This window comes from Azospirillum sp. UFLA03-27 (genome assembly GCF_059803775.1).
Map to the genome: position 1 here is coordinate 1 of NZ_JAUQTX010000047.1, position 19,476 is coordinate 19,476.

21 protein-coding genes and 1 pseudogene are annotated in these 19,476 nt (G+C 66.0%); 13 read left to right on the top strand and 9 right to left on the bottom strand.

Annotation, left to right across the window (positions count from 1 at the left end; all coding sequences use genetic code 11):
* From Q4I23_RS09840 to Q4I23_RS09850, 3 genes are all read left to right on the top strand, one after another.
* A partial coding sequence (locus tag Q4I23_RS09840; protein ID WP_498526111.1) for a hypothetical protein occupies positions 1–240 on the top strand: 240 nt, incomplete at its 5' end.
* A 537-nt stretch (positions 241–777) separates the two neighbouring features.
* Positions 778–1,155 (top strand): CidA/LrgA family protein, encoded by a 378-nt coding sequence (locus Q4I23_RS09845; RefSeq protein ID WP_498526112.1) that lies wholly within the window; start codon positions 778–780, stop codon positions 1,153–1,155.
* Positions 1,142–1,855 (top strand): LrgB family protein, encoded by a 714-nt coding sequence (locus tag Q4I23_RS09850; RefSeq protein WP_454019516.1) that lies wholly within the window; start codon positions 1,142–1,144, stop codon positions 1,853–1,855. Before Q4I23_RS09845 ends, Q4I23_RS09850 begins: the two co-directional genes overlap by 14 nt.
* 48 nt (positions 1,856–1,903) lie before the next feature.
* On the opposite strand, the pseudogene Q4I23_RS09855 reads toward Q4I23_RS09850, so the two are convergent.
* A pseudogene (locus Q4I23_RS09855) lies at positions 1,904–2,053 on the bottom strand (IS6 family transposase); the annotation flags it as partial.
* Between the two features lie 35 nt (positions 2,054–2,088).
* Between Q4I23_RS09855 and Q4I23_RS09860 the strand changes: the two are divergent.
* From Q4I23_RS09860 to Q4I23_RS09875, 4 genes are all read left to right on the top strand, one after another.
* Entirely contained in the window at positions 2,089–2,601 is a 513-nt protein-coding gene (locus Q4I23_RS09860) for a transposase (protein ID WP_498526113.1), read from the top strand.
* A 150-nt stretch (positions 2,602–2,751) separates the two neighbouring features.
* Entirely contained in the window at positions 2,752–3,102 is a 351-nt protein-coding gene (locus Q4I23_RS09865) for an HPF/RaiA family ribosome-associated protein (protein ID WP_498526114.1), read from the top strand.
* 99 nt (positions 3,103–3,201) lie between these two features.
* The gene (gene ppsA / locus Q4I23_RS09870) at positions 3,202–5,625 is read left to right on the top strand and encodes a phosphoenolpyruvate synthase (RefSeq protein ID WP_498526115.1); all 2,424 of its coding nucleotides are present in this window, start codon (positions 3,202–3,204) and stop codon (positions 5,623–5,625) included.
* Positions 5,622–6,200 (top strand): NAD(P)H-dependent oxidoreductase, encoded by a 579-nt coding sequence (locus tag Q4I23_RS09875; RefSeq protein ID WP_454019513.1) that lies wholly within the window; start codon positions 5,622–5,624, stop codon positions 6,198–6,200. The genes ppsA and Q4I23_RS09875 overlap by 4 nt, the downstream gene beginning before the upstream one ends.
* Positions 6,201–6,235: 35 nt before the next feature.
* Here Q4I23_RS09875 and Q4I23_RS09880 read toward each other — a convergent pair whose 3' ends face one another.
* Positions 6,236–6,928 carry a phosphoribosyltransferase gene (locus Q4I23_RS09880; protein WP_498526116.1) on the bottom strand — a complete coding sequence of 231 codons (693 nt, stop codon included), beginning with the start codon at positions 6,926–6,928 and terminating at the stop codon, positions 6,236–6,238.
* Between the two features lie 240 nt (positions 6,929–7,168).
* On the opposite strand from Q4I23_RS09880, the gene Q4I23_RS09885 reads away from it, so the two are divergent.
* The 5 genes from Q4I23_RS09885 (at position 7,169) to Q4I23_RS09905 (ending at position 11,044) form a co-directional block, all read left to right on the top strand.
* Positions 7,169–7,741 (top strand): Hsp20/alpha crystallin family protein, encoded by a 573-nt coding sequence (locus Q4I23_RS09885; protein ID WP_454019511.1) that lies wholly within the window; start codon positions 7,169–7,171, stop codon positions 7,739–7,741.
* A gap of 78 nt (positions 7,742–7,819) precedes the next feature.
* Positions 7,820–8,338 carry a BCAM0308 family protein gene (locus tag Q4I23_RS09890; RefSeq protein ID WP_454019510.1) on the top strand — a complete coding sequence of 173 codons (519 nt, stop codon included), beginning with the start codon at positions 7,820–7,822 and terminating at the stop codon, positions 8,336–8,338.
* Between the two features lie 50 nt (positions 8,339–8,388).
* Positions 8,389–9,750, top strand: coding sequence for a nicotinate phosphoribosyltransferase (locus Q4I23_RS09895; protein WP_498526117.1), 1,362 nt, complete (start codon positions 8,389–8,391; stop codon positions 9,748–9,750).
* Positions 9,747–10,031, top strand: a complete 285-nt coding sequence (locus Q4I23_RS09900) for a hypothetical protein (protein ID WP_498526118.1) — start codon at positions 9,747–9,749, stop codon at positions 10,029–10,031. Before Q4I23_RS09895 ends, Q4I23_RS09900 begins: the two co-directional genes overlap by 4 nt.
* Positions 10,032–10,057: 26 nt before the next feature.
* Positions 10,058–11,044: a ribose-phosphate diphosphokinase gene (locus tag Q4I23_RS09905; RefSeq protein WP_498526119.1), complete on the top strand. Its 987-nt coding sequence runs from the start codon at positions 10,058–10,060 to the stop codon at positions 11,042–11,044.
* Here Q4I23_RS09905 and Q4I23_RS09910 read toward each other — a convergent pair.
* From Q4I23_RS09910 to Q4I23_RS09940, 7 genes are all read right to left on the bottom strand, one after another.
* A complete protein-coding gene (locus Q4I23_RS09910) occupies positions 11,022–12,749 on the bottom strand; it encodes a long-chain-fatty-acid--CoA ligase (RefSeq protein ID WP_498526120.1) in 1,728 nt (575 codons plus the stop codon). The two genes, Q4I23_RS09905 and Q4I23_RS09910, sit on opposite strands and share 23 nt — an antisense overlap.
* Before the next feature lie 61 nt (positions 12,750–12,810).
* Positions 12,811–13,359 carry a hypothetical protein gene (locus Q4I23_RS09915; protein WP_454019505.1) on the bottom strand — a complete coding sequence of 183 codons (549 nt, stop codon included), beginning with the start codon at positions 13,357–13,359 and terminating at the stop codon, positions 12,811–12,813.
* A gap of 12 nt (positions 13,360–13,371) precedes the next feature.
* Positions 13,372–14,466, bottom strand: a complete 1,095-nt coding sequence (locus Q4I23_RS09920; RefSeq protein WP_498526121.1) for a hypothetical protein — start codon at positions 14,464–14,466, stop codon at positions 13,372–13,374.
* 3 nt (positions 14,467–14,469) lie between these two features.
* Positions 14,470–15,294, bottom strand: coding sequence for a universal stress protein (locus Q4I23_RS09925; protein WP_498526122.1), 825 nt, complete (start codon positions 15,292–15,294; stop codon positions 14,470–14,472).
* Positions 15,295–15,341: 47 nt separating this feature from the next.
* Positions 15,342–16,184 carry a universal stress protein gene (locus Q4I23_RS09930; RefSeq protein WP_498526123.1) on the bottom strand — a complete coding sequence of 281 codons (843 nt, stop codon included), beginning with the start codon at positions 16,182–16,184 and terminating at the stop codon, positions 15,342–15,344.
* A 290-nt stretch (positions 16,185–16,474) separates the two neighbouring features.
* Positions 16,475–16,780, bottom strand: coding sequence for a hypothetical protein (locus Q4I23_RS09935; protein WP_237907186.1), 306 nt, complete (start codon positions 16,778–16,780; stop codon positions 16,475–16,477).
* Positions 16,781–16,867: 87 nt separating this feature from the next.
* A complete protein-coding gene (locus Q4I23_RS09940; RefSeq protein ID WP_454019500.1) occupies positions 16,868–18,475 on the bottom strand; it encodes a sensor histidine kinase in 1,608 nt (535 codons plus the stop codon).
* Positions 18,476–19,044: 569 nt separating this feature from the next.
* Here Q4I23_RS09940 and Q4I23_RS09945 point away from each other — a divergent pair.
* Complete coding sequence (locus tag Q4I23_RS09945) at positions 19,045–19,470, top strand: hypothetical protein (RefSeq protein WP_498526124.1); 426 nt, start codon at positions 19,045–19,047, stop codon at positions 19,468–19,470.
* The last annotated feature ends 6 nt before the right edge of the window (positions 19,471–19,476 follow it).

A 19,476-nucleotide genomic window follows, 5' to 3' on the forward strand; every position in this document is an offset into this window, starting at 1 on the left:
CCGTTCGAGGTTGGCGAAGACCCGGTAGCGGCCATCCTGTTTCAGGCTGGCGATCTGGGTGCGGAAAAAGCTCTCGTGTGGCATTGGAGTTTATATCCTTGCCAGGGGAAAGGGAGACGGTTCAGGGCGTGCGGCTCGCCATGGTGTCGAGGCGTTTCAGCGGCCATTGATGGCAGTTTTGGACGCGTCACCTATCCGCTCGCCGACAAGCATCTTGTTTGTATGGCATTGTGCGCCTGATTGCAAGGAGATTGTACGGATTATTGTCTGTATGGAGGGTGGTGGGGTGAAGGTATCCAAAGCCTCCAGCGGGAGGATGGTCCAGTCCGACCGACAATCACGCGGAGGAGGGTGTTGTGAAGCCCATCCTCGGCAACGTGGCGAGCCGGAGGGAAGGATGCCCAGAGCATTCAAGCCGGTGTTGAGCGCTGGCCTGCTGCCGGCGCGCAAGCTTGTCCAGGTTGTCGGCGAAGGTCTCAAGCGTATTGTATGTTTTGCATGCGATTGTTGTTCCGCGGAAAAAGCAAGGATACACAATGGATTTTGGCGCTCGAAGGGCTGGGCGCGACCAACCAGCTGCCCCGCAGGCGCCCGTTGATCCATACGCAAAAAGCTATTGCCTGTATGATTTGTAAATTGTACGGTTTTTCTCCATCCGAGAGTCGCCCAGTAAGCGCGGTGCCCGGCAATTGGAAGCCCGCAAAAGGACAGTCGGATGCCAACTCAGCCAGACTTTTCCCCTGTGATGGCAACGCTTGCGCAGTCAGGCGTCGCGTCATGAGCGCCCTTCGGCCGCTTGCGCTGCTGCTCGGTTGCCAGCTGGGTGGCGAACTGTTCGTCCGGCTGTTGGCCGTGCCGTTGCCTGGTGCGGTGGTCGGCTGCGCCACGTTGTTCGCTTTCCTGGTTTTTCGGAAACGCATACCTCACGGCTTGGGGACGATCGCAGAGGTGCTGCTCCGTTACCTGCCGGTGATGTTCGTTCCGGCGGGTGTCGGCATCATGTCCGATGCGCAGCACCTGAGGGATCAGTGGGGAGCGCTGCTCGTCACCCTGGTGATCAGCACTGTGATCACGGTCGCTGCCACGGTTTGGAGCTTCAGCGCCGTGGCGCGTTTGGTGTCGCAACGCCACGAGGCGGACCATGAAGCACCCTGAGGTTTGGGACGCTCTGCTCACTTCACCACTGCCATGGCTTACCGCCACCGTCGTTGCCTTTCTGCTGGCCCAGGAGTTCCACAGGCGTTGTGGAGGGCATCCGCTGACCCAGCCGGTCGCGGTGGCGGCGGCAATGCTCGTCGCCCTTCTTCTGGTCACTGGAATCCCCGTGGAAGCCTACACGCAGGGAACGGTTCCTTTGCGCTTCCTCCTTGGCCCGGCAACCGTGGCATTGGCCATTCCGCTCTACGAACAGCGGCGGCTCATCGTCCGCACATGGCTTCCGCTCAGCGCTTCACTGCTCGTCGGCTGCCTCGTCGCAGTGTTGTCCGTCATTTGCTTGGCCCGACTGTTTGGGCTCGGTAATACCATGCTCCTGTCGTTGGCACCGAAGTCGGCCACCATGCCGATTGCCATGGAGGTCTCCCAACAGGCGGGGGGCTTGCCGTCTCTGACCATGGTGTTCGTCATGGCGACCGGCGTTGTCGGAACCGCGCTCCTTGGCTCGCTTCACCGTCGCCTTCCCGGTGCCGATCACCGTGGGCTGGGTTTTGCGTTGGGGCTGGCGGCGCATGGCATCGGGGTCGGGCGCGCCTTCCAGATGAGCCCTGTGGCAGGCGTCTTCGCCGGGCTCGCCATGGCTCTGAATGGCATTGCGACTGCCATGCTGACGCCGATGATCCTGATGCTTCTCCGCTGATCCGCACCGGTAATGGGTCCCGTTGCAAAGTTTGACGGCAGGCAAGGAGAGCCGCTTGCTCAGCTCCGGCGCGGAGGCTTGGATCCCGCGGAAGATGGTCGTGTGATCGACCGCCACGCCGCGGTCGGCCGGCATCCGCTCGAGATCACGGCAGATGATCGGGAACTGCAAGTACCAGCGCACCGCCCACAGGATCACCTCCGCCGTGAACTGTCGCCGTGAACTGTCCCCCCTTGAACGGGCTCTTCCCGCTGCGCATCACCGTGTCACCCCAGCCGCCGAGAAGGGCCAAGCTGGTGTGCGGGCGCAAGCGCCATCTCACCGTGGACGCCCTCGGTCTGGTGCTGGTCGTGCAGGTGCACGCCGCCAACATCCAGGATCGCGCCGGCGCCCCGGCGGTGCTCTGGGTTCTGATCGATCAGTTTGCGTCGGTGCTGCTGATTTGGGCGGACGGCGGCTACGCCGGCAAGCTGGTCGACTGGGTGTCCGAAACGCTGGGACGGGTGCTGACGACGGTGAGACGGCCGCGCGACAGGGCCGGATTCCAAAGACTGCCTTGGCGATGGATCGTGGAAAGAACCTTCGGTTGGCTGAGCCGGTCGCGCCGGCTGAGCAAGGACAACGAAGCTCCTCCGCAAACCAGCGAGGCCTGGATCCGGATCGCCATGAGCCAACTGATGCTCCGCCGCCTGGCCCCCCTGCGCAATAAACTTTCAAGGCGCGCTCTGACGGTTCCGTCCGTTTAGGAGCGCGCGGCGCGAACGCCGGTCCCTGATACCGCTGGTCTTCCTTTACCTGGGTTAAGGCCCTCCGACCCGCGCACCCCGATGATGATCCCGGCCGCGCCGTAGCCAACGGACCGCGACAACGATGCGACCGCCCACCGGAGGAGCGCCATGCAACTGCCGCTGCAGATCACCTTCCACAACATGGAACCCTCGCCCTTCCTGGAAGCCTGTGTCCGGGAACATGCCGCCAAGCTGGAGCGGTTCTTCGAACACATCATGGCCTGCCACGTGGTCCTCGATGCGCCACATCGATACCACCACAAGGGCAAGCTCTACACCGTCCGGATTGACTTGACCGTTCCGGGGGAAGAATTGGTCGTGCGTCACGCCAAACCCGCCGACCCTGCCCATGAAGATCCCAAGGTCGCTATCCGCGACGCGTTCGACGCGATCCGCCGGGAGTTGGAAGACCACGCGCGCCGCCGCAGACAAGACATGAAGGCCCATACGGCGTCGTAGGAGTCACGCCTCCGCTCTTCGCTCGAGATCAATCACCCAAGCGCCCGGCGCCGGACATCACGCCACCAGCGCCGGCGACATCACGTTGGGAGGCCGGCCATGCCGGACAGTTCGTACATCCGCAGGTTTTCCGATCTTGGCCGTGACGATGTCGCCTTGGTGGGCGGCAAGAACGCCTCGCTCGGTGAACTCCATCGGCGCTTGAAGCCGCTGGGGGTGGAGGTGCCGGACGGTTTTGCCCTGACCGCCGACGCTTTCCGCGACGCGCTGACCGCCGCCAACGCCTGGGACGGCCTGCACGTGCTGTTGGACGATCTGGACAAGGCGGATGTGGAGCGTCTGGCCCGTGCCGGGACCCGCGCCCGGGAGATCGTCTACGCCGCCGGCCTGACGCCGGACATGGAAGAGCAAGTGCGCACGGCCTTCCATGCCCTGCTGGCCGAATATGGGGAAGGCCTGACCGTGGCGGTGCGCAGTTCCGCCACTGCCGAGGACTTGCCTACGGCCAGCTTTGCCGGGCAACATGAGACCTATCTGAATGTGGCGGGCGAGGCGATGCTCCTTGATGCCGTGCGGCGCTGCCACGCCTCGCTGTTCACCGATCGCGCCATCTCCTATCGGATCGACCAGGGCTTCGACCACTTCAAGGTCGCGCTGTCGGTCGGCGTGCAGAAGATGGTGCGCTCCGACCTTGCCTCGGCCGGGGTAATGTTCACGCTCGACACGGAGTCGGGATTCCGGGATGCCGTGTTCATCACCGGCGCCTATGGGCTGGGGGAAACAGTCGTCCAGGGGACGGTCGATCCCGACGAGTTCTATGTGCACAAGCCGACCTTCCGGCAGGGCCATCGCGCGGTGCTGCGGCGGCGCCTGGGGGAGAAGCTGGTGAAGATGGTTTACCGCTCGGGCCGCACGCGTGAGCCGACGCGCACCGTCCCCACACCCGGCGCCGACCGGCAGCGCTTCTGCCTGACCGACGGGGAGGTGCTGCGGCTCGCCGAACAGGCCATCCGGATCGAGGACCATTACGGCCAACCCATGGACATCGAATGGGCCAAGGACGGGCAGGACGGCGGCCTGTACATCGTCCAGGCGCGGCCGGAGACGGTCGCCTCCCGGCGCTCGGCCCTGGAACTGGAGAACTTCGTTCCGGAAGGGAAGGGCACCGTACTCGTTTCCGGGCGCGCGGTTGGCGGGCGCATGGCCACCGGGGTCGTCCGTTTGGTGACCGGTGCCCACCAGCTGTCCACCTTCCGCCCGGGAGAGGTGCTGGTGGCCGACACCACGACGCCCGATTGGGAGCCGGTGATGAAGACGGCTGCCGCCATCGTCACCAACCGGGGCGGCCGCACCTGCCACGCCGCCATCGTCGCGCGCGAGCTGGGCATTCCCGCCGTGGTCGGGGCGGAGCGCGCGACGGAGGCACTGCGCGACGGTCAAACGGTGACCGTTTCCTGCGCCGAGGGCGACACCGGCAAGGTCTATGACGGCGCCGTGCCGTTCCGCGTGGAGCGCATCGACCTCGGCCGGCTGCCGCGCCCGCAGACGCGCATCATGGTGAACCTCGGCAACCCCGACCAGGCCTTCCAGACCGGCCAGCTTCCGGTGGACGGGGTTGGCCTGGCGCGCATGGAATTCATCATCAGCGAAGCCATCAAGGTGCATCCGATGGCGCTCGTCCATCCGGAGCGCGTCGAGGATTCCGACGTCCGCGCCCACATCGCCCAACTGACTTGCAGTCACCCCGACGGCGGCGCCTATTTCGTGGAGCGTCTGTCGGAAGGGATCGGCACCATCGCGGCGGCCTTCTTCCCGCGCCCTGTCATCGTTCGCCTGTCGGACTTCAAGACCAACGAATACGCTTCCCTGATCGGCGGGCGGTGGTTCGAGCCGGTCGAGGAGAATCCCATGCTCGGCTTCCGGGGGGCAGCGCGCTACGCCCATCCCGCCTACGAGGAGGGCTTCGCGCTGGAATGCCGGGCGCTGGCCCGTGTGCGTGCCGAGATGGGGCTGACCAACGTGAAGGTCATGGTGCCCTTCTGCCGCCGCCTGGAAGAGGCGGACCGGGTGATCGCCGCGATGGCCCGCCATGGTCTGGAGCGCGGGCGTAACGGGCTGGAGATCTACGTGATGTGCGAGATTCCCAACAACGTCCTGCTGATGGACGAGTTCGCCCAACGCTTCGACGGCTTTTCCATCGGGTCGAACGATCTGACTCAGCTCACGCTCGGCGTGGACCGCGACAGCCCGCTGGTCGCCTTCGACTTCGACGAGCGCGATCCCGGCGTGTTGGCCTTCCTGCGCCAAGCTGTGGAAGGCGCGCGGCGCAATGACCGGCCGTGCGGAATCTGCGGCCAAGCGCCCTCGGACTATCCGGAGATCGCCGAGTTTCTGGTGCGGCTCGGCATCGACTCCATCAGCGTGACGCCTGACAGTGTGCTGAGGACGCTGCGCGCCGTGGTGGAACTGGAACGAGGGCTCGACCGCACCTCGCGCACCCCTGTGACGGGAGATCCATCATGAAGCACGTCGTCGTCTTCGCACACCCGCGCTCCGGCAGCTTCATCCGTCAGGCCGCGGGGGCCTATATGGACGAGCTGGAACAATACGGACACATCGTTGAGGAACGCGACCTCTACACCATGGGCTTCAACCCAGTCCTCTCGGAGGAGGAGTTGGCCGGAAAGGGGCCGGTGCCCGAGGACATCCGGCGGGAACAGGAGATCATTGCCGGGTCGCAGGCGATCACGTTCCTGTTTCCAATCTGGTGGGCCGGAATGCCCGCCATGCTCAAGGGCTATGTGGACCGGGTCTTCACCTACGGTTTCGCCTGGGAGATGCGTGGCGAAGAAATCAAGGGCAAGCTGCACGGGCGCAAAGGACTGATCGTCACCAGCTCCGCCGCCCCGCTGGACTATTTGGAAGCGGTCGGGGAAATGCAGGCCTTCAAAATCACGCAGGATGCCGCGATCATGGGGCTGTGCGGCATCAAGGTGGTCGAGCATGTCCATTTCGACGATCTGGGGCCGCACACCACGCCCGAGCGGATCGACGACAACATCCGCCGCATCCGCGCCGCGGTGCGCGCCCATTTCTGACTTGGTCCGAAGCGGTGGCTGCCCTCAGTCACCGCTTACGGCGCATGATTCGATGCCAGGGCGGACGTGGGGGGGCGTGACGCCTCGTCCAGCAGGCGGATGACCTCGGCATCATCGAGTTGGTGAAAGTCCTCGTAAAAGGCGCCGATGGCGCCGAATGGGTGTGGAGCCTGGAGGCAGATGACCTCGTCGGCTTCGGCCCGCAGTTCCGACAGGATGTCAAGCGGCGCCACCGGCACCGCCAGCACCAGCCGTTTCGGGTTCGCGTGGCGCACCGACCGCAGGGCGGCGAGCATCGTCGCCCCGGTTGCAATGCCATCATCCACGAGAATGGCGGTGCGCCCGGCCACCGGCACCCGCGGACGGTCGCCGATGTACACGGCTCGCCGGCGCTCGATCTCCCGAAGCTGACGCCCCTTCTCCCTTCCGATCCAGGCTTCGGTCACGAAGTCTGCAACATCCGGGTTGATGACGGTTTCGATAAGGCCGCAGTCAGCCACGGCACCGACGGCCAACTCCGGCTGGAACGGCGCGCCGATCTTGCGCACGAGCACGATGTCGAGCGGCGCATGAAGTGCTTCCGCCACCTCGACCGCCACCGCGACCCCGCCGCGCGGCAGAGCCAGGACGACTGGCTTCTCGTCGCAAAGATGCGTCAGCCGTGCGGCGAGGCGGCGGCCGGCCTCGATCCTGTCCCGGAACCGGAAACGAATGCCGGGGCCGCTCATCGTTGCTGATCCTGGCGTCATGCTGTCCCCCGCTTGCCACCGTTCGACGTGTTTAGGCGTCCTTCGGGGAAGCTCTCTTCACACAGGTTAAGGGCACCTCCGGCAACAGGAGGTGAGACTACCTCCTCATCGCCTGGACCCGGTCCGGGGCATGCTTGATCCAGGTTAACGTGTCCGGGCCGTTTTGGGTCGATAGAGGAGATGACACACGCGCCACCGTAACAAGCAGGAGGCACTCCCATGGCCGACACAAACGTGACGGAAAAGTCCCAACAGGACGAGACCTCCCGGCGGGACATCACCTCCACCGGCGCGGCGGCTCAGCAGATCGCCGCCCGCAACCGGCACCCGATCCTGGCGTTGCGCGACGAGTTCGACCGGTTGTTCGACGAGGCGTCCTCGATGTTCCGCTTTCCCTGGAGCCGGCGCTCGCCGTTCGACCTGGAACCGTTGCTGCGCACGGAGTTGGAGAGCGCGGCGTTCGCGCCGCCGGCCGAGGTCGAGGAGCGCGCGGATGAATATCGGGTGACCATGGAAATGCCCGGTATGGACGAGCAAGCCGTGGACCTCAGCGTCCAGGACGACGTCCTGTCCATCAAGGCCGAGAAGAGCGAGGAAAAGGATGAGAAGGACGCCAACCGTTACGTCTCGGAGCGACGCTACGGCCTGTGCGCACGGTCGTTCCGCCTACCCGCCAATGTGGACCGCGACCGCATCGCAGCCAGCATGAAGAATGGCGTCCTCACCGTTGTCCTTCCCAAGACCGAACCGGGGCAACCGTCCAAGCGGAAGATCGACATCGCGAAGGCCTGAAAGGCACGGAGTCGCAGCCCGGAGTCATCGAGTGCCGGGCAGAACCGGCACTCCCTTTCCTTTACCGGTAGGTTCCCCATGGGCGAACACATCCACGAACCGCATCCCCACGATCAGCGTCCGCAGCCGGCCCGCCGCGACCGTCTGATCCAGGAGCATGTCCACGACCCGTACAAACGGGCGGCCAAGCTGTCCGATCCGATGGTCTGCCCGCAATGCGGCGCCGTTTACCACCACGGGCGGTGGAGCTGGGGGCTGCCCGCCGTCGATGCCGTGAAGGAAGTGTGTCAGGCCTGCCACCGCGCCAACGACCGCTACCCTGCCGGCACCGTGACCTTGTCCGGCGGCTTCCTCGGCTCGCATCGCGACGAGATCCTGGCCGCCGTCCATCACCAGGAGCGCCTGGAAAAGGACGAGCATCCCCTGCACCGCATCATCGGCATCGAACATCGCGACGGCGACATGGTGGTGACGACCACCGACGTGCATCTGCCCCGCCGCATCGGCGAGGCCCTGCACCACGCCTATGCCGGCGACCTCGACTTCCACTACGACAAGGACGCCTACTATGTCCGCGTCGCCTGGAAGCGCGACTGAACCGGGACCGGTCGGGCATTCGCGCCTGAGGGCGTGGGAAAGGGACGGCCATGCCGGAGTCGGACGGAGACGGGGATGGCGACAGCCTGCTGCTGACGGATTATTACCAGCTCGCCATGGTCCAAGCCTATGTCGAGCATGGCCTGACGGAGGTAGCGTCGTTCGAACTGTTCGTGCGCAAGCTGCCGCCGGGGCGGAACTTCCTGATGGCCGCCGGCCTCGAACAGGCGGTGGCTTTCCTGGAAAGCGCCCGGTTGAGCGCCGACGAGATCGCTTGGCTTCGCGACGAGGGCCGGTTCTCCGGGGCGGCCGTCGAGGCGCTGGCGAACTTTCGGTTCAGCGGGGACGTGGACGCGCTGCCCGAAGGGATGGTCTTCTTCGCCCACGAACCGATCCTGCGGGTGACGGCACCCTTGCCGCAGGCGCAGCTCGTCGAAAGCCGCCTCATCAACCTGATCCATCTGGAGACTGTCATCGCCTCGAAGGCGGCGCGGCTGGTGCTGGCGGCGCGGCACCGCCCGCTCATCGATTTCGGACTGCGCCGCGCACATGGGGCGGAGGCGGCACTGCTGGCCGCGCGGGCGAGCTATCTGGCGGGGTTCGCCGGAACCGCGACGGCGCTGGCCGCCATGCGCTTCGGCATCCTCGCCGTCGGCACCATGGCCCATTCCTTCATCCAGGCCCATGCCGTCGAGAGGGAGGCTTTCGCCAACTTCGCACGCTCCCGCCCGCGACAGCTCGTGCTGCTCCTGGACACCCACGACACCGAAGCGGCGGCCAGGACCGTGGTCGCGCTGGCCCGCGAGCTGGCCGGCGAGGGCATTCGGATCGACGGCGTGCGGCTCGACAGCGGTGATCTGGCTGCTCTTTCACGCAAGGTGCGGGGCATCCTGGACGAGGGCGGCCTTGCCGGGACGCGCATCATCGCCAGCGGCGGTCTGGATGAGGCGGGGATCGCCGACCTCCTGGACGGTGGGGCGCCCATCGACAGCTTCGGCGTCGGCACCAGTCTGGGGACCTCCAGCGACGCGCCGGCGCTGGATTGCGCTTATAAATTGGTGGAGTACGCCGGCCTGCCGCGGCGCAAGCGGTCCGCCGGCAAGGCAACGTGGCCCGGGTGCAAGCAGGTCTTCCGGCGCTATGGGGCGGAGGGGCGGATCGAGGCCGACCGGCTTTCGACCCTGGACAGCGACGAGGAGGGGCGGCCCCTGCTGGTGCCGGTGATGCGCGGCGGCCGGCGGGTGGCGCCGCTGCCGGACCTTCCGGCGATCCGGGCCCGTGCGGCGGCGGAGCTGGCATCCCTTCCGGAAGCCCTGTCGCATCGGACCTCCGGGCCTCCTCTCCTGGTGGAGATCGCTCCGATTCTGGAACGCCTTGCCCGGGAGGCGGACCGGCGGGTCGACACCGTGTGAAGCAGAGCCTCGACCGGACGGTCGGGGCGGAACGGATGGGTGGAGCCATGGATTCTTATCTGCATCTGGAATACATCGTGGAACGGCAGCAAAAGGCGTGGACCGTGCGCATGCAGGGCGGTGACTGCGCCGGCTTCTTTCCGTCCCGGCGTGATGCTCTCAAGGCGGCGCTTGGAGACGCGGAGCGGGTGTGCGATCTCGGCCACCATGTGGACGTGTACGCCAGGCGTGTGGACGGCAGCCTGAGACGGGTTGCGGCGCGCCCCGCCAACCGGCCATGAGCGGTGTCCGGCCAGCGGAGGCTCCGGTGGAAAACGATGGCATCCTGCTGTTCGATCTGGATCCGCAATGGGGGCTTGGCGCGCGGATCGCCCAGCATCTGAAGATGCCGGTGAGCCTTCACGAGGAGCGGGGCTTCGAAGACGGGGAACTCAAGGTCCGCCCGCTGGTGGGGGTGCGCAACAGGGACGTCTACGTGGTGCAGTCCCTGCAAGGCGATGCGGAGCGCAGCGTGCACGACAAGCTGTGCCGGCTGCTGTTCTTCATCGGCGCGGTGAAGGACGCGTCCGCCGCGAGCGTGACCGTCGTCACGCCCTATCTGGCCTACGCGCGCAAGGACCGGCGGACCAAGCCGCGCGATCCCGTGACCCTGCGCTATCTTGCCGGCATGATGGAGGCGGTCGGCGTGGACCGGGTCGTCGCGGTCGATGTCCACAACGAGGCGGCGTTCGAGAACGCCTTCCGATGCCGCACGGAGCATCTGGAGGCGCGCAAGCTGTTCGCGGCGCATCTGGCGCCGCTGGCCGGTCAGAGCGGCCTGTCCGTGGTGTCTCCGGACGTCGGCGGGGTGAAGCGGGCCGAACGGCTCCGGGAGTCCCTGGAGCATGCCTTGGGCCGCGACGTCGGGCTCGCCTTCATGGAAAAGACGCGCAGCGGCGGCGTGGTGCGGGGCGGGACGCTGGTCGGCGACGTCCAGGGGCGGACGGTGGCGATCCTCGACGACCTGATCAGCACCGGCACCACGATGATGCGCGCCGCCTCGGCCTGCCGCGCGGCAGGCGGAGGCCCGGTCTTCGCCCTCGCCACGCACGGGCTGTTCGTCGGCGGTGCCCCGACGGTCGTCGCCTCGCCGCTGTTCGACCATGTCGTCGTCACCGACACGCTGCCGCCGTTCCGCCTGCCGGAGAAGCTGGTGTCCCGCCGCGTGACGGTGCTGCCCACGGCCCCACTGCTTGCGGAGGCCATCACCCGCATTCACGGTGGCGGGTCGGTCAGCGATCTGCTGGCCGATTGACCTCCCGGTCGTCGCCCCCTGGCCGTTCGGGGATGAGTTCGCGTTTCAGAATCTTGCCGATCATCGAGGTCGGCAAAGCCGTGCGGAACTCGATCCGCTGCGGCTGTTCGAAGCGTGACAGGCGAGGGGCGAGGAAGGCGCGCAACTCCGCTTCCGACAGCGTGGACCCGGGTTGCGGCACGACGAAGGCCCGGATCGCCTGCCCGCGCACCGGGTCGGGCTCGCCCACCGCCGCGGCGTCGGCGATCTGCGGGTGCTGCTTGATGACCGCTTCGACGGTGCGCGGGTAGACGTGCTGCCCACCGGTGACGATCAGGTCCTTCAGACGGTCCACGATGTGCAGGTAGCCGTCACCGTCGAGAAAGCCGATGTCCCCGGTGTGCAGATGGCCGCCGCCCATCGCCTGCGCCGTCGCCGGGGCGTCCTGCCAATAGCCGGCCATCAACTGCGGTCCGTTCACGCACACCTCGCCGATGCGGCCTTGGCACAGGAGCGTGCGGCGGTCGTCCAGCGAGACGATCTCGACCAGGGTGCCCGGCAGCGGCAGCCCCGCCGAGCCCGGTTTGTTCAAGCCGCTGAACGGGTTGCAGGTCACCACCGGAGAGGCTTCGGTCAGGCCGTAGCCTTCGGCCAGATAGGCTCCGGTGAGCTGCTGGAAGCGCTCCAGCAGAAGCGGCGGCAGGTTGTCGCCTCCCGACACGCACAGGCGCAGCGACGACAGATCGTAGCGGTTCAGGTGGGGAAAGGCGGCAATGGCCTGGAACAGGCGCGGCACGCCGCTGAAAATGGTCGGGCGTTTGCGCTGGATGGTCTCCAGGATCTCGCGCACGTCCACCCGCGGCAGCAGGATCAGCTCCGCCCCCAACGCCAGGGCGAAGTTCATCACGCCGGTCATGCCGAACACGTGGAAGAAGGGCAACACCGCCAGCACCCGTTCACGGCCCGGTTCGGCGCCGGTGAACCAACGGCGGCACTGGATCGTGTTGGCGTACAGGCCCGCATGGGTCAGGACGGTGCCCTTGGGAACGCCGGTGGTGCCGCCGGTGTATTGCAGCACCGCGGGGTCGGCGCGCGGCTGCACGGCCACCGGGCGAGGCGCGCCATGGTCGGCGAGCAAACGGCGGAAGCACACATGCCGCTCGTCCCGGGGGATGTCGGCCACGTCCCGGCGTTTGAGCAACCGATAGGCCCAGTTCCTTGGAAATGGCAGGGCGTCGGCCATGCGCGCCACGACGACCGTTCGAAGCCGGCCCGGCCACCCCAGCGCGTCGAGCTTGGCGTGGAACGGGACGAGATCCAGCGTGATCACAACCTCGGTCCCGGAATGCTCGATCTGATCGGCCAACTCGGCGATGGAGGCGAGCGGGTTGAGGTTCACGACAACGCCACCGGCCTTCAGGATGGCGTGGAACGCGATCACTGAATAGGGGCAGTTCGGCAGCAGAAGGGCCACTTTGCCTCCCTTTGCGACGCCCAGGTCCTGAAGCCCGCGCGCGGCGCGATCGATCAGGCCGCTGGTCTGCCGGTAGGTGATCCGCTTTCCATAAAAGTCGAGGCAGACGGTGCTCGGAAAGACGGCGCAGGCCTCCTCCACCAGCCGGTGCAGCGGTTGCTCGGGGATGGGGGTGCGCCAGTCGAGCCCGGCCGGATAGGACGCTTCCCAGGGCTGACGTCCGTTTGCCGGCGGTTCCGTCGCGCTGTCCATGGCGTGCCCCTGCGTTGATGGGAACCATCAGAAACCCGATGCGGGTGCGTTTCGGCGGCCGTCACATCATGTCGCCCGCACCCGTCTCCGCTTCGAAGGGGTTGATGCCCGGCCGTCCCGGCCGTCCAGCCACGCAGTCGAGCAAGGCTGGAATGGCCTTGCTCGTCCCGCTCAGCAGGATGGACACCGTGCTGCGCCGTCCGTGGACGGACAGGCTCGATCCGCGCATCAGGGCATCGAGCAGGTCGCGCGTCAACGGCAGGCCCAGGTTGAAGATGTCCGGCACCGGAACCTCGACGATGCCTTGCCCGGTCCAGCGCCGGTCGATGCTGACGACGACGTCATAGACGGCGCCGATGGACAGGTCGAAGTCCGCGCGGAAGATATGCAGCCGGAACGTCCTGAAATCACCGGTGACCGACATTGCGATGGCGGCATCGATCTCCGGGTGCCCGCCGATCCGGTATTCCGAAAGGAGCAGGCAATAGCCCGCACCATCGCGTTCCAGTCGCCAGCCCACCACCCGGTCCTTGCCGTAGGCCAGTTCCGGAGCAAAGCCGGTCATGGCGATCAACAGCGCGAGCGTGCACCATAGGGATCTACGCTCCATTGTCGGAAGCTCCTATCCTTGACCGATGGGGCGCGCGGTGGCCAGGCGCAGATAGGCGTCAATGCGGGCGAGCCAGTCGCCGCGCCGCCCGCCCGCCGCCTCGTCCAGCCGCCCGGCGGCGAGGCGCGCCCGCAGGCTGGCGCGGAAACTGCGGTAGAAGGCGATCAGCCGCCGGTGGGCTGCGTCGCCGCTCCAGGCGCGGTACAGGTCGAGAATGGCGTCGCCGACCTGTCGGGCGCCAAGCCGCTCGCATTCGAGCGCCAGATAAGCCAGTTCGTCCACCGGATCAAGCAATCGCAGATCGCGGCTGAACTCCAAGCAGTCGATGATCCGGGGCGTGCCGTCGAGGAAGACATGCTCGGGCCGCAGGTCGCCATGCCCCTCGACGATCCGCCCCTCCGCCGCCCGCGCCCGAAGCAGTGGGCCGTGTTCCGACAGAAACGCGACCTGCGCGGCGGCGGCGGCGCGGGCTCGTTCGGCCAGCGGCCCGGTCACCCGGGGAACCGTCACGTCGAGATTGCGGCTGATGTCCGCCTCGAAACGCCGCTGATAGTCGGCTGGCGACATCGGTTCCGCCAAGCCGCCGCCGTAGAACTCCGTCAGGACGAGGCCGAGCCGCTCGATGTCGGCCGGTGTCAGGGCGCCGGCCCGGATGCGCTCGTCCAACCGCCGCTCCTGCGGCAGGCGCACCATCCACACCAGCCAGTCGGCCACCAAATCCCGCGCATCCAAGTCCCGCGCATCCAAGTCCCGCGGACCGGGGCGTCCTCCGAGACGGAACGAGCCGTCCGGACGGGCGAGCAGACCGACCACGCCGAGATAGACATCGGGCGCCAAGCGGCGGTTCAGCCGCATCTCGGTCAAGCAGTTGCTTCGCCGGGCGGTGAGGGACGTGAAATCCACATTGGGCAGACGCGCCGGCTTCTTCAGCTTGTAGGCGTGCCGCTCGGTCAGGAAGACCCACGACAGGTGTGTTTCGATGGTCTCGACCCGGCTTGGACGATCCGGATAGGCGTCGGGCTTGCGCAGAAAGGCGATCTTCGCCTCCAGCGGGACGCGGGCTTCCCTCGTTTCCTGTGGCGCAGCGATGGTGTGCGGGTCCGCCACGGCTCAATGCACCATCAACACCGGCCGATCGGCGGCTTCCAGCACATGGTGCGTGGCGCCTCCCAACGCTTGTTCGAACACGCGGGCGTGGCCGTAAGCCCCCATGACGAGGAGATCCGCCTCCACTGCGCGAGCCTGGGCGAGAATCGCTCCGGGTGCTTCGAACTCGGCGGCGAAATTGATCCGCGCGTCCGCGTGGATGCGGTGCGCCTCCAGATAGGCCAGGGCGCGGCGGTCGGGCGCGTCGTCGTACCCCGGCGGGTGCACGGAGAGCAGGATGGTTTCCTTGGCGTGACGCAGGAACGGCAGCGCGCCATGCAAGGCGCGGCCGGCTTCGCGGCGCTCGTTCCACGCGACAAGCACGCGTTGCAGTTGGAACGTTTCCTCCGCCCCCGACGGGACGATCAGCAGCGGCGCGCTGGCGCTCAGCACCAGTTGGCCGAGCGCGCGCGGCGACAGTCCGCCCTTGCCTTCGGGATCTCCATCACCGCGCCCGGCGACGATCAGGTCGGCGTAACGGCTGTGGAAGGCCAGCCGCTCGGGCAGGAAGCCGTGATCGGCGATCCAGTCGCATTTCAGACAGGCGGCGTTGCACCGGGCGATAAAGCTCTGTTCCGCTTCGGCCGAGGGCCGACCGGGCACCGGTGGATCGGGCACCGGTGGGATGGCGGCCGGTGCCGCGACGTACCAGGGCAGGGCGGTCTCGGCCGGGCAATGGAGGCCGATGAGGCGCGCACCCATCAGGCGCGCCACCGCGATGGCCGTCGAAAGGCCGGCGCTCGTGTGGAGATCCCGGGCGAACGGCACGAGGATCGTCTTGATGTCCATGATGACCTCCCGGTCTTGCCCGCATCGGTATGTCCGGCGCCGAAGCGTCAGTGGGACATCAGCACCGGGACGGTCATGCGGTCGAGGATCGAGCGCGTCGCTCCGCCGAGGACCCATTCACGGGCGCGGGAGTGGCCATAGGCACCCATGACCAGCAGATCCGCATCGTGGTCGAACATCCAGTTCAACGCCACATCCGCCACGTCGCTGCCCTCCGACGACAGGGAGGCCACCTCCACCGTCACGCCGTGGCGGGCCAACAGGGTGCCGATGTCCGCCCCCGGCAACGCGCCGTGACCGCTTGGCGTGGATGCCGCATCGACCACCAGCACCGTGACCGATGTCGCCTTCTCCAGCATGGGCATGGCATCGGCGACCGCGCGCGCCGCCGCCCGGCCCGCGTCCCAGGCCACCACGATCCGTTTCCCGATGGTGGGACGGAGGCCGGCTTGGGGAACCAGCAGCACCGGCCGCCCGCAGGACATCACCACCGTTTCGATCTCGAGCCGGCCGACGAGCGCAGAATGGCCGGGCAGCGCCTGACCGAGGACGAGAAGGTCCGCGTAACGGGCGTTCAGGGCGAGGACCCTGTCGATCGCTGTGTCATCGCACTTGCAGATCCGCCGTTCCGCCACGCACCGCTGCCGGTCGAGCAAGGCGTCCATCATGGCGACCGTGCGCTCCGTCTCCTCCGCCGCGGACCGGTTCAGCGCGTCGGTCACGAATTGCGGAACGCCACCGTCGATGGACATGGGAATGCGCGGCTGAATGTCGAGCACGAGGCCGGTCAGGTGCGCCGTGTGCTGCTCCGCCAAGCGCATGGCCGCTTCGACCCGTGCCGCGCCGGTCGGGCAATCATCGAACTGGACGAGAATTTCCCGGTAGGACATGGCCGCGTCTCCTGGTCGTGTGAAGGGGCGTTTTCGCCCGACGAGCTTCGTGAGACAGCATTGGCACGTATGAGGATCGTGACATTAACCTGGATAAAGACCGGAGCGGCGCAGACGCCGGGAACCGGCTCCGCCAAGCGTGCACGAGGTGGTCAATCAACTCCCCGCCAACTCCCCGCCAACTCCCCGCCAACTCGCCGCGGATCGGCAGATAGGGAAAGCTGTAGGCGGGGCTTCGGCGGGCGGTGGCGCGGGCGCAGGCCAGGGTGGCGGCCCGCAAGTCGTCCTTGTCAGGCGATCGTGTGGTGACCATCGCCCTCTCCCTTGCGCACCGCTTGCTCGTTCTCGTGATGGCGGACGTAATGCGCCAGAACGATCTTCAGGACACCGGCGCGCTTCATGTCCCGGCAGGCCACGGCATGGGCAATGTCATCCTCGATCATGCGGCGGATGGTGCGTTGCCCCTCCGGGGTCTGGTCGAGGTAGGAGCCGAGTTCCGCAGCGACGATCTCCGGCAAATGCTCATGCTCGGCGATGGCGTCGATCTCCTCGCGGGTCAAACCACTCAGCCCGATGCAGTCTTCGATCGTGATCATTATGACGGCCTCTCTGGTCACGGGTGTGACACCAGTTTGGCCGGATCGAGCAGCGTGGACCTTAACCCAGGTTAGCAAGCCCCGACTTCAATCGGTGTGTCCTGCGGCGCCGGTGTGAAGGGTCAGCCGCAAACTGGTTTGCGGCGAGGTTGTCCACGCCGACTCCGCGCCAACCTGCTCGGCCAGCATGGTGATCAATTCGAGGCCGGAGGACCGTACCCGCTCCGGCGGCAGGCCAACGCCATTATCGGACAGACTCAGATGGATCTCGCCGGGCTTTGCCACAAGCAAGGCGAGGGTAATCGTCCCGCTTCCCTGTGGGAACGCATGCTTGGCGCTGTTGGTGATGAACTCGTTGGCGATCAGCCCGAGTGAGACGGCGGTGTTGTGGTCGACATACGCATGGTCGACGCTGGTTCGCAGCGCGATGCCGCCGGCAAGGCCGCGTCCATGAAGGGCTACGGCGTTGGCGCACAGTTCCAGAAGATAGTCTCCCAACTCCACGACGCCGACCTGGCTGGCCTCATACAGGCGCGAATGGACGAGGCGAAGCGCCTCGACCCGCCCCTGAAGCTCTTCCAGGATGCGGATGGTTTCTTCGCTCTTGGCTTGGCCGCTTTCCAACGCAAGCAGACTCAAAATCGCCTGGAGATCGTTCTTGACCCGGTGCTGAAGTTCACGCATCGACATAGCCCGCTGGTCTTCCGCCCGGCGCAAGAGCACGCTGGTGTTCCGCATCGTGTCGTAGACCGAGGCCAATTCCTCCAGGTTGGTCGGCGGCGGCGGCGGGAACGCCGCTCCGGGTGTCTGCAGCGCCTCCGCAACCTGCGCCAACCCGGCCACCGACCTGGACAGCCGACGGGCGTAGCGCAGCACCAGGAGGGAGGCGCAGCCGAGCGCGAGGACACTGACAGCCGCCGCCGACCATAGCGATTGGCGTAGAGGCTCCTCGAACACGGAGGCCGGCGCGGCGAACGCGACCGTCCATCCCGACACCTTTGAACGCGAGAACACGAGCGACAACGGCTCTCCCTCCAGAGCGGGGCCGGCCGCCTGCCCGGTCGGAGAAGATTGGATCGCCCTCTGAACCCACCCAGGGGCTGGTTTGCCGACAAACTGTTCGGCAGCGCGCGTTCGCGCGACGACGACCCCGTTTCGGTCGATGATTCCAGCCACCCAACCGTCGGGGATTGGCTGCTCTCGAAGGAGGGTCTCCCATTTCGAGGTCGTCACCGCTGCAATGAGTGCGTAACGTTTGCCATCCTTCACCTGAACGGGCACCAGGACTGCGCCGACGTGCTCGTTGGCGATGGGCCCGTACAACAGTCCGGAAATCTGCGGTTGTCCGGTGGACATCGCCTCGGCCAGTTCGGAATTGACGTCGGCAACCGTCGGCACGGTCGTTCCGTACGGAACTTTGGTGCTGAACACCACGCTTCCATCGGCATCGCGAAGCGTTACGTGCGACCAGTGGGAATGCTTGTCCTTGACCGCCTGAGCAACGCGATAAAGCCGTTGCGGATCGCCATCGACAACCATCGTCGCGGCAAGCCCCTCCAGGGCCGAGGTGGTGACGAGCAGTTGCTGATCGAGAGCCGCCGCGATGGCGCGGACCGTGATCGCCATCTCGGCGGCGGCAAACCGTCGTTGTGTTGCCAGATTCCATGCGACCAAGCTCACGGCGATGGCAGCCATGGCCGCCAAGGCCGTGACCACGACACTGAGAAGATGGCGGCTGATGTTCCGACGTGCCAAACCTATGGGAGGTGGAGGGGGCGGCGAGATGTTGGTTAATAGCTGCATTGCCAAACCTCTTGATCATCAAAAGGTTGCTGTCGGCATTTTAAGTTATATACTCCTTATACTCTTTCTATCAAAGTGTGCAATGATTTCATGGTCCGGAACATTGTTGTGTCATGAAGGTTCGAGATAATATGAAGAATGTGTTTTGTCAGAGTTTATCTTATTATGTTTGGCATTGTTATCGTAACGAATTGAGTATGATGGATAAGGCATGATGGGGTGTCGTCGGCCTATTTTACGGATATCTTCCGCCTCATTAGCATAGGCGTGCCGGATGGTGATCCAGATCAAGTCAATCGGCGGCACAATGAGGGACTGTTGCCGTGATGAGCCCAAGCGTTGAAAGATCGGCGGCGAAAAACCGGGGCTGTGTTTCAGCTCCAACCGAGTTTTCGATGCCACTTTTTCCTGATGAGGGCGGTGCTCAAGCTTAACCCCGTGCATTGCCACAGGAGGCGGCCATGATGCCAACCGGTGACCTTGCAGAAGTCGAGCATCTTCATGCCGAACTCATGAACGCAATTGCCTTGGCCCTGGCGAGCGGCAGGCATCGCGATCAGGATTTGCTGTTTCTCTTTCAATGGGTACAAGAGGTGGGACAGACCGAAGCACTGGACCGCGTCCAGTCCGTTGCAAGCGAGGCGCCGGACCGGACAACGGAGATGGACTGCCAGAGCGTGTTGCGGTCACTCGTCTGCACGCCGGCACGCACGCCTCTCGGGATCGCCGCGAAGCTGGCGGTCGCCTGTGCAATGTTCGACGCTTTCAAAATAGCTCAGGAGGCGCCGGGAGGTCCTGTGGCGCCCCATGTCATTCTGTCCGCCTTTCTCGACGCCATGGCCCAGGCTCAGCTGCTTCCGTTGGAGCGGCCAAGCCTTCCGCACTGATTCCAG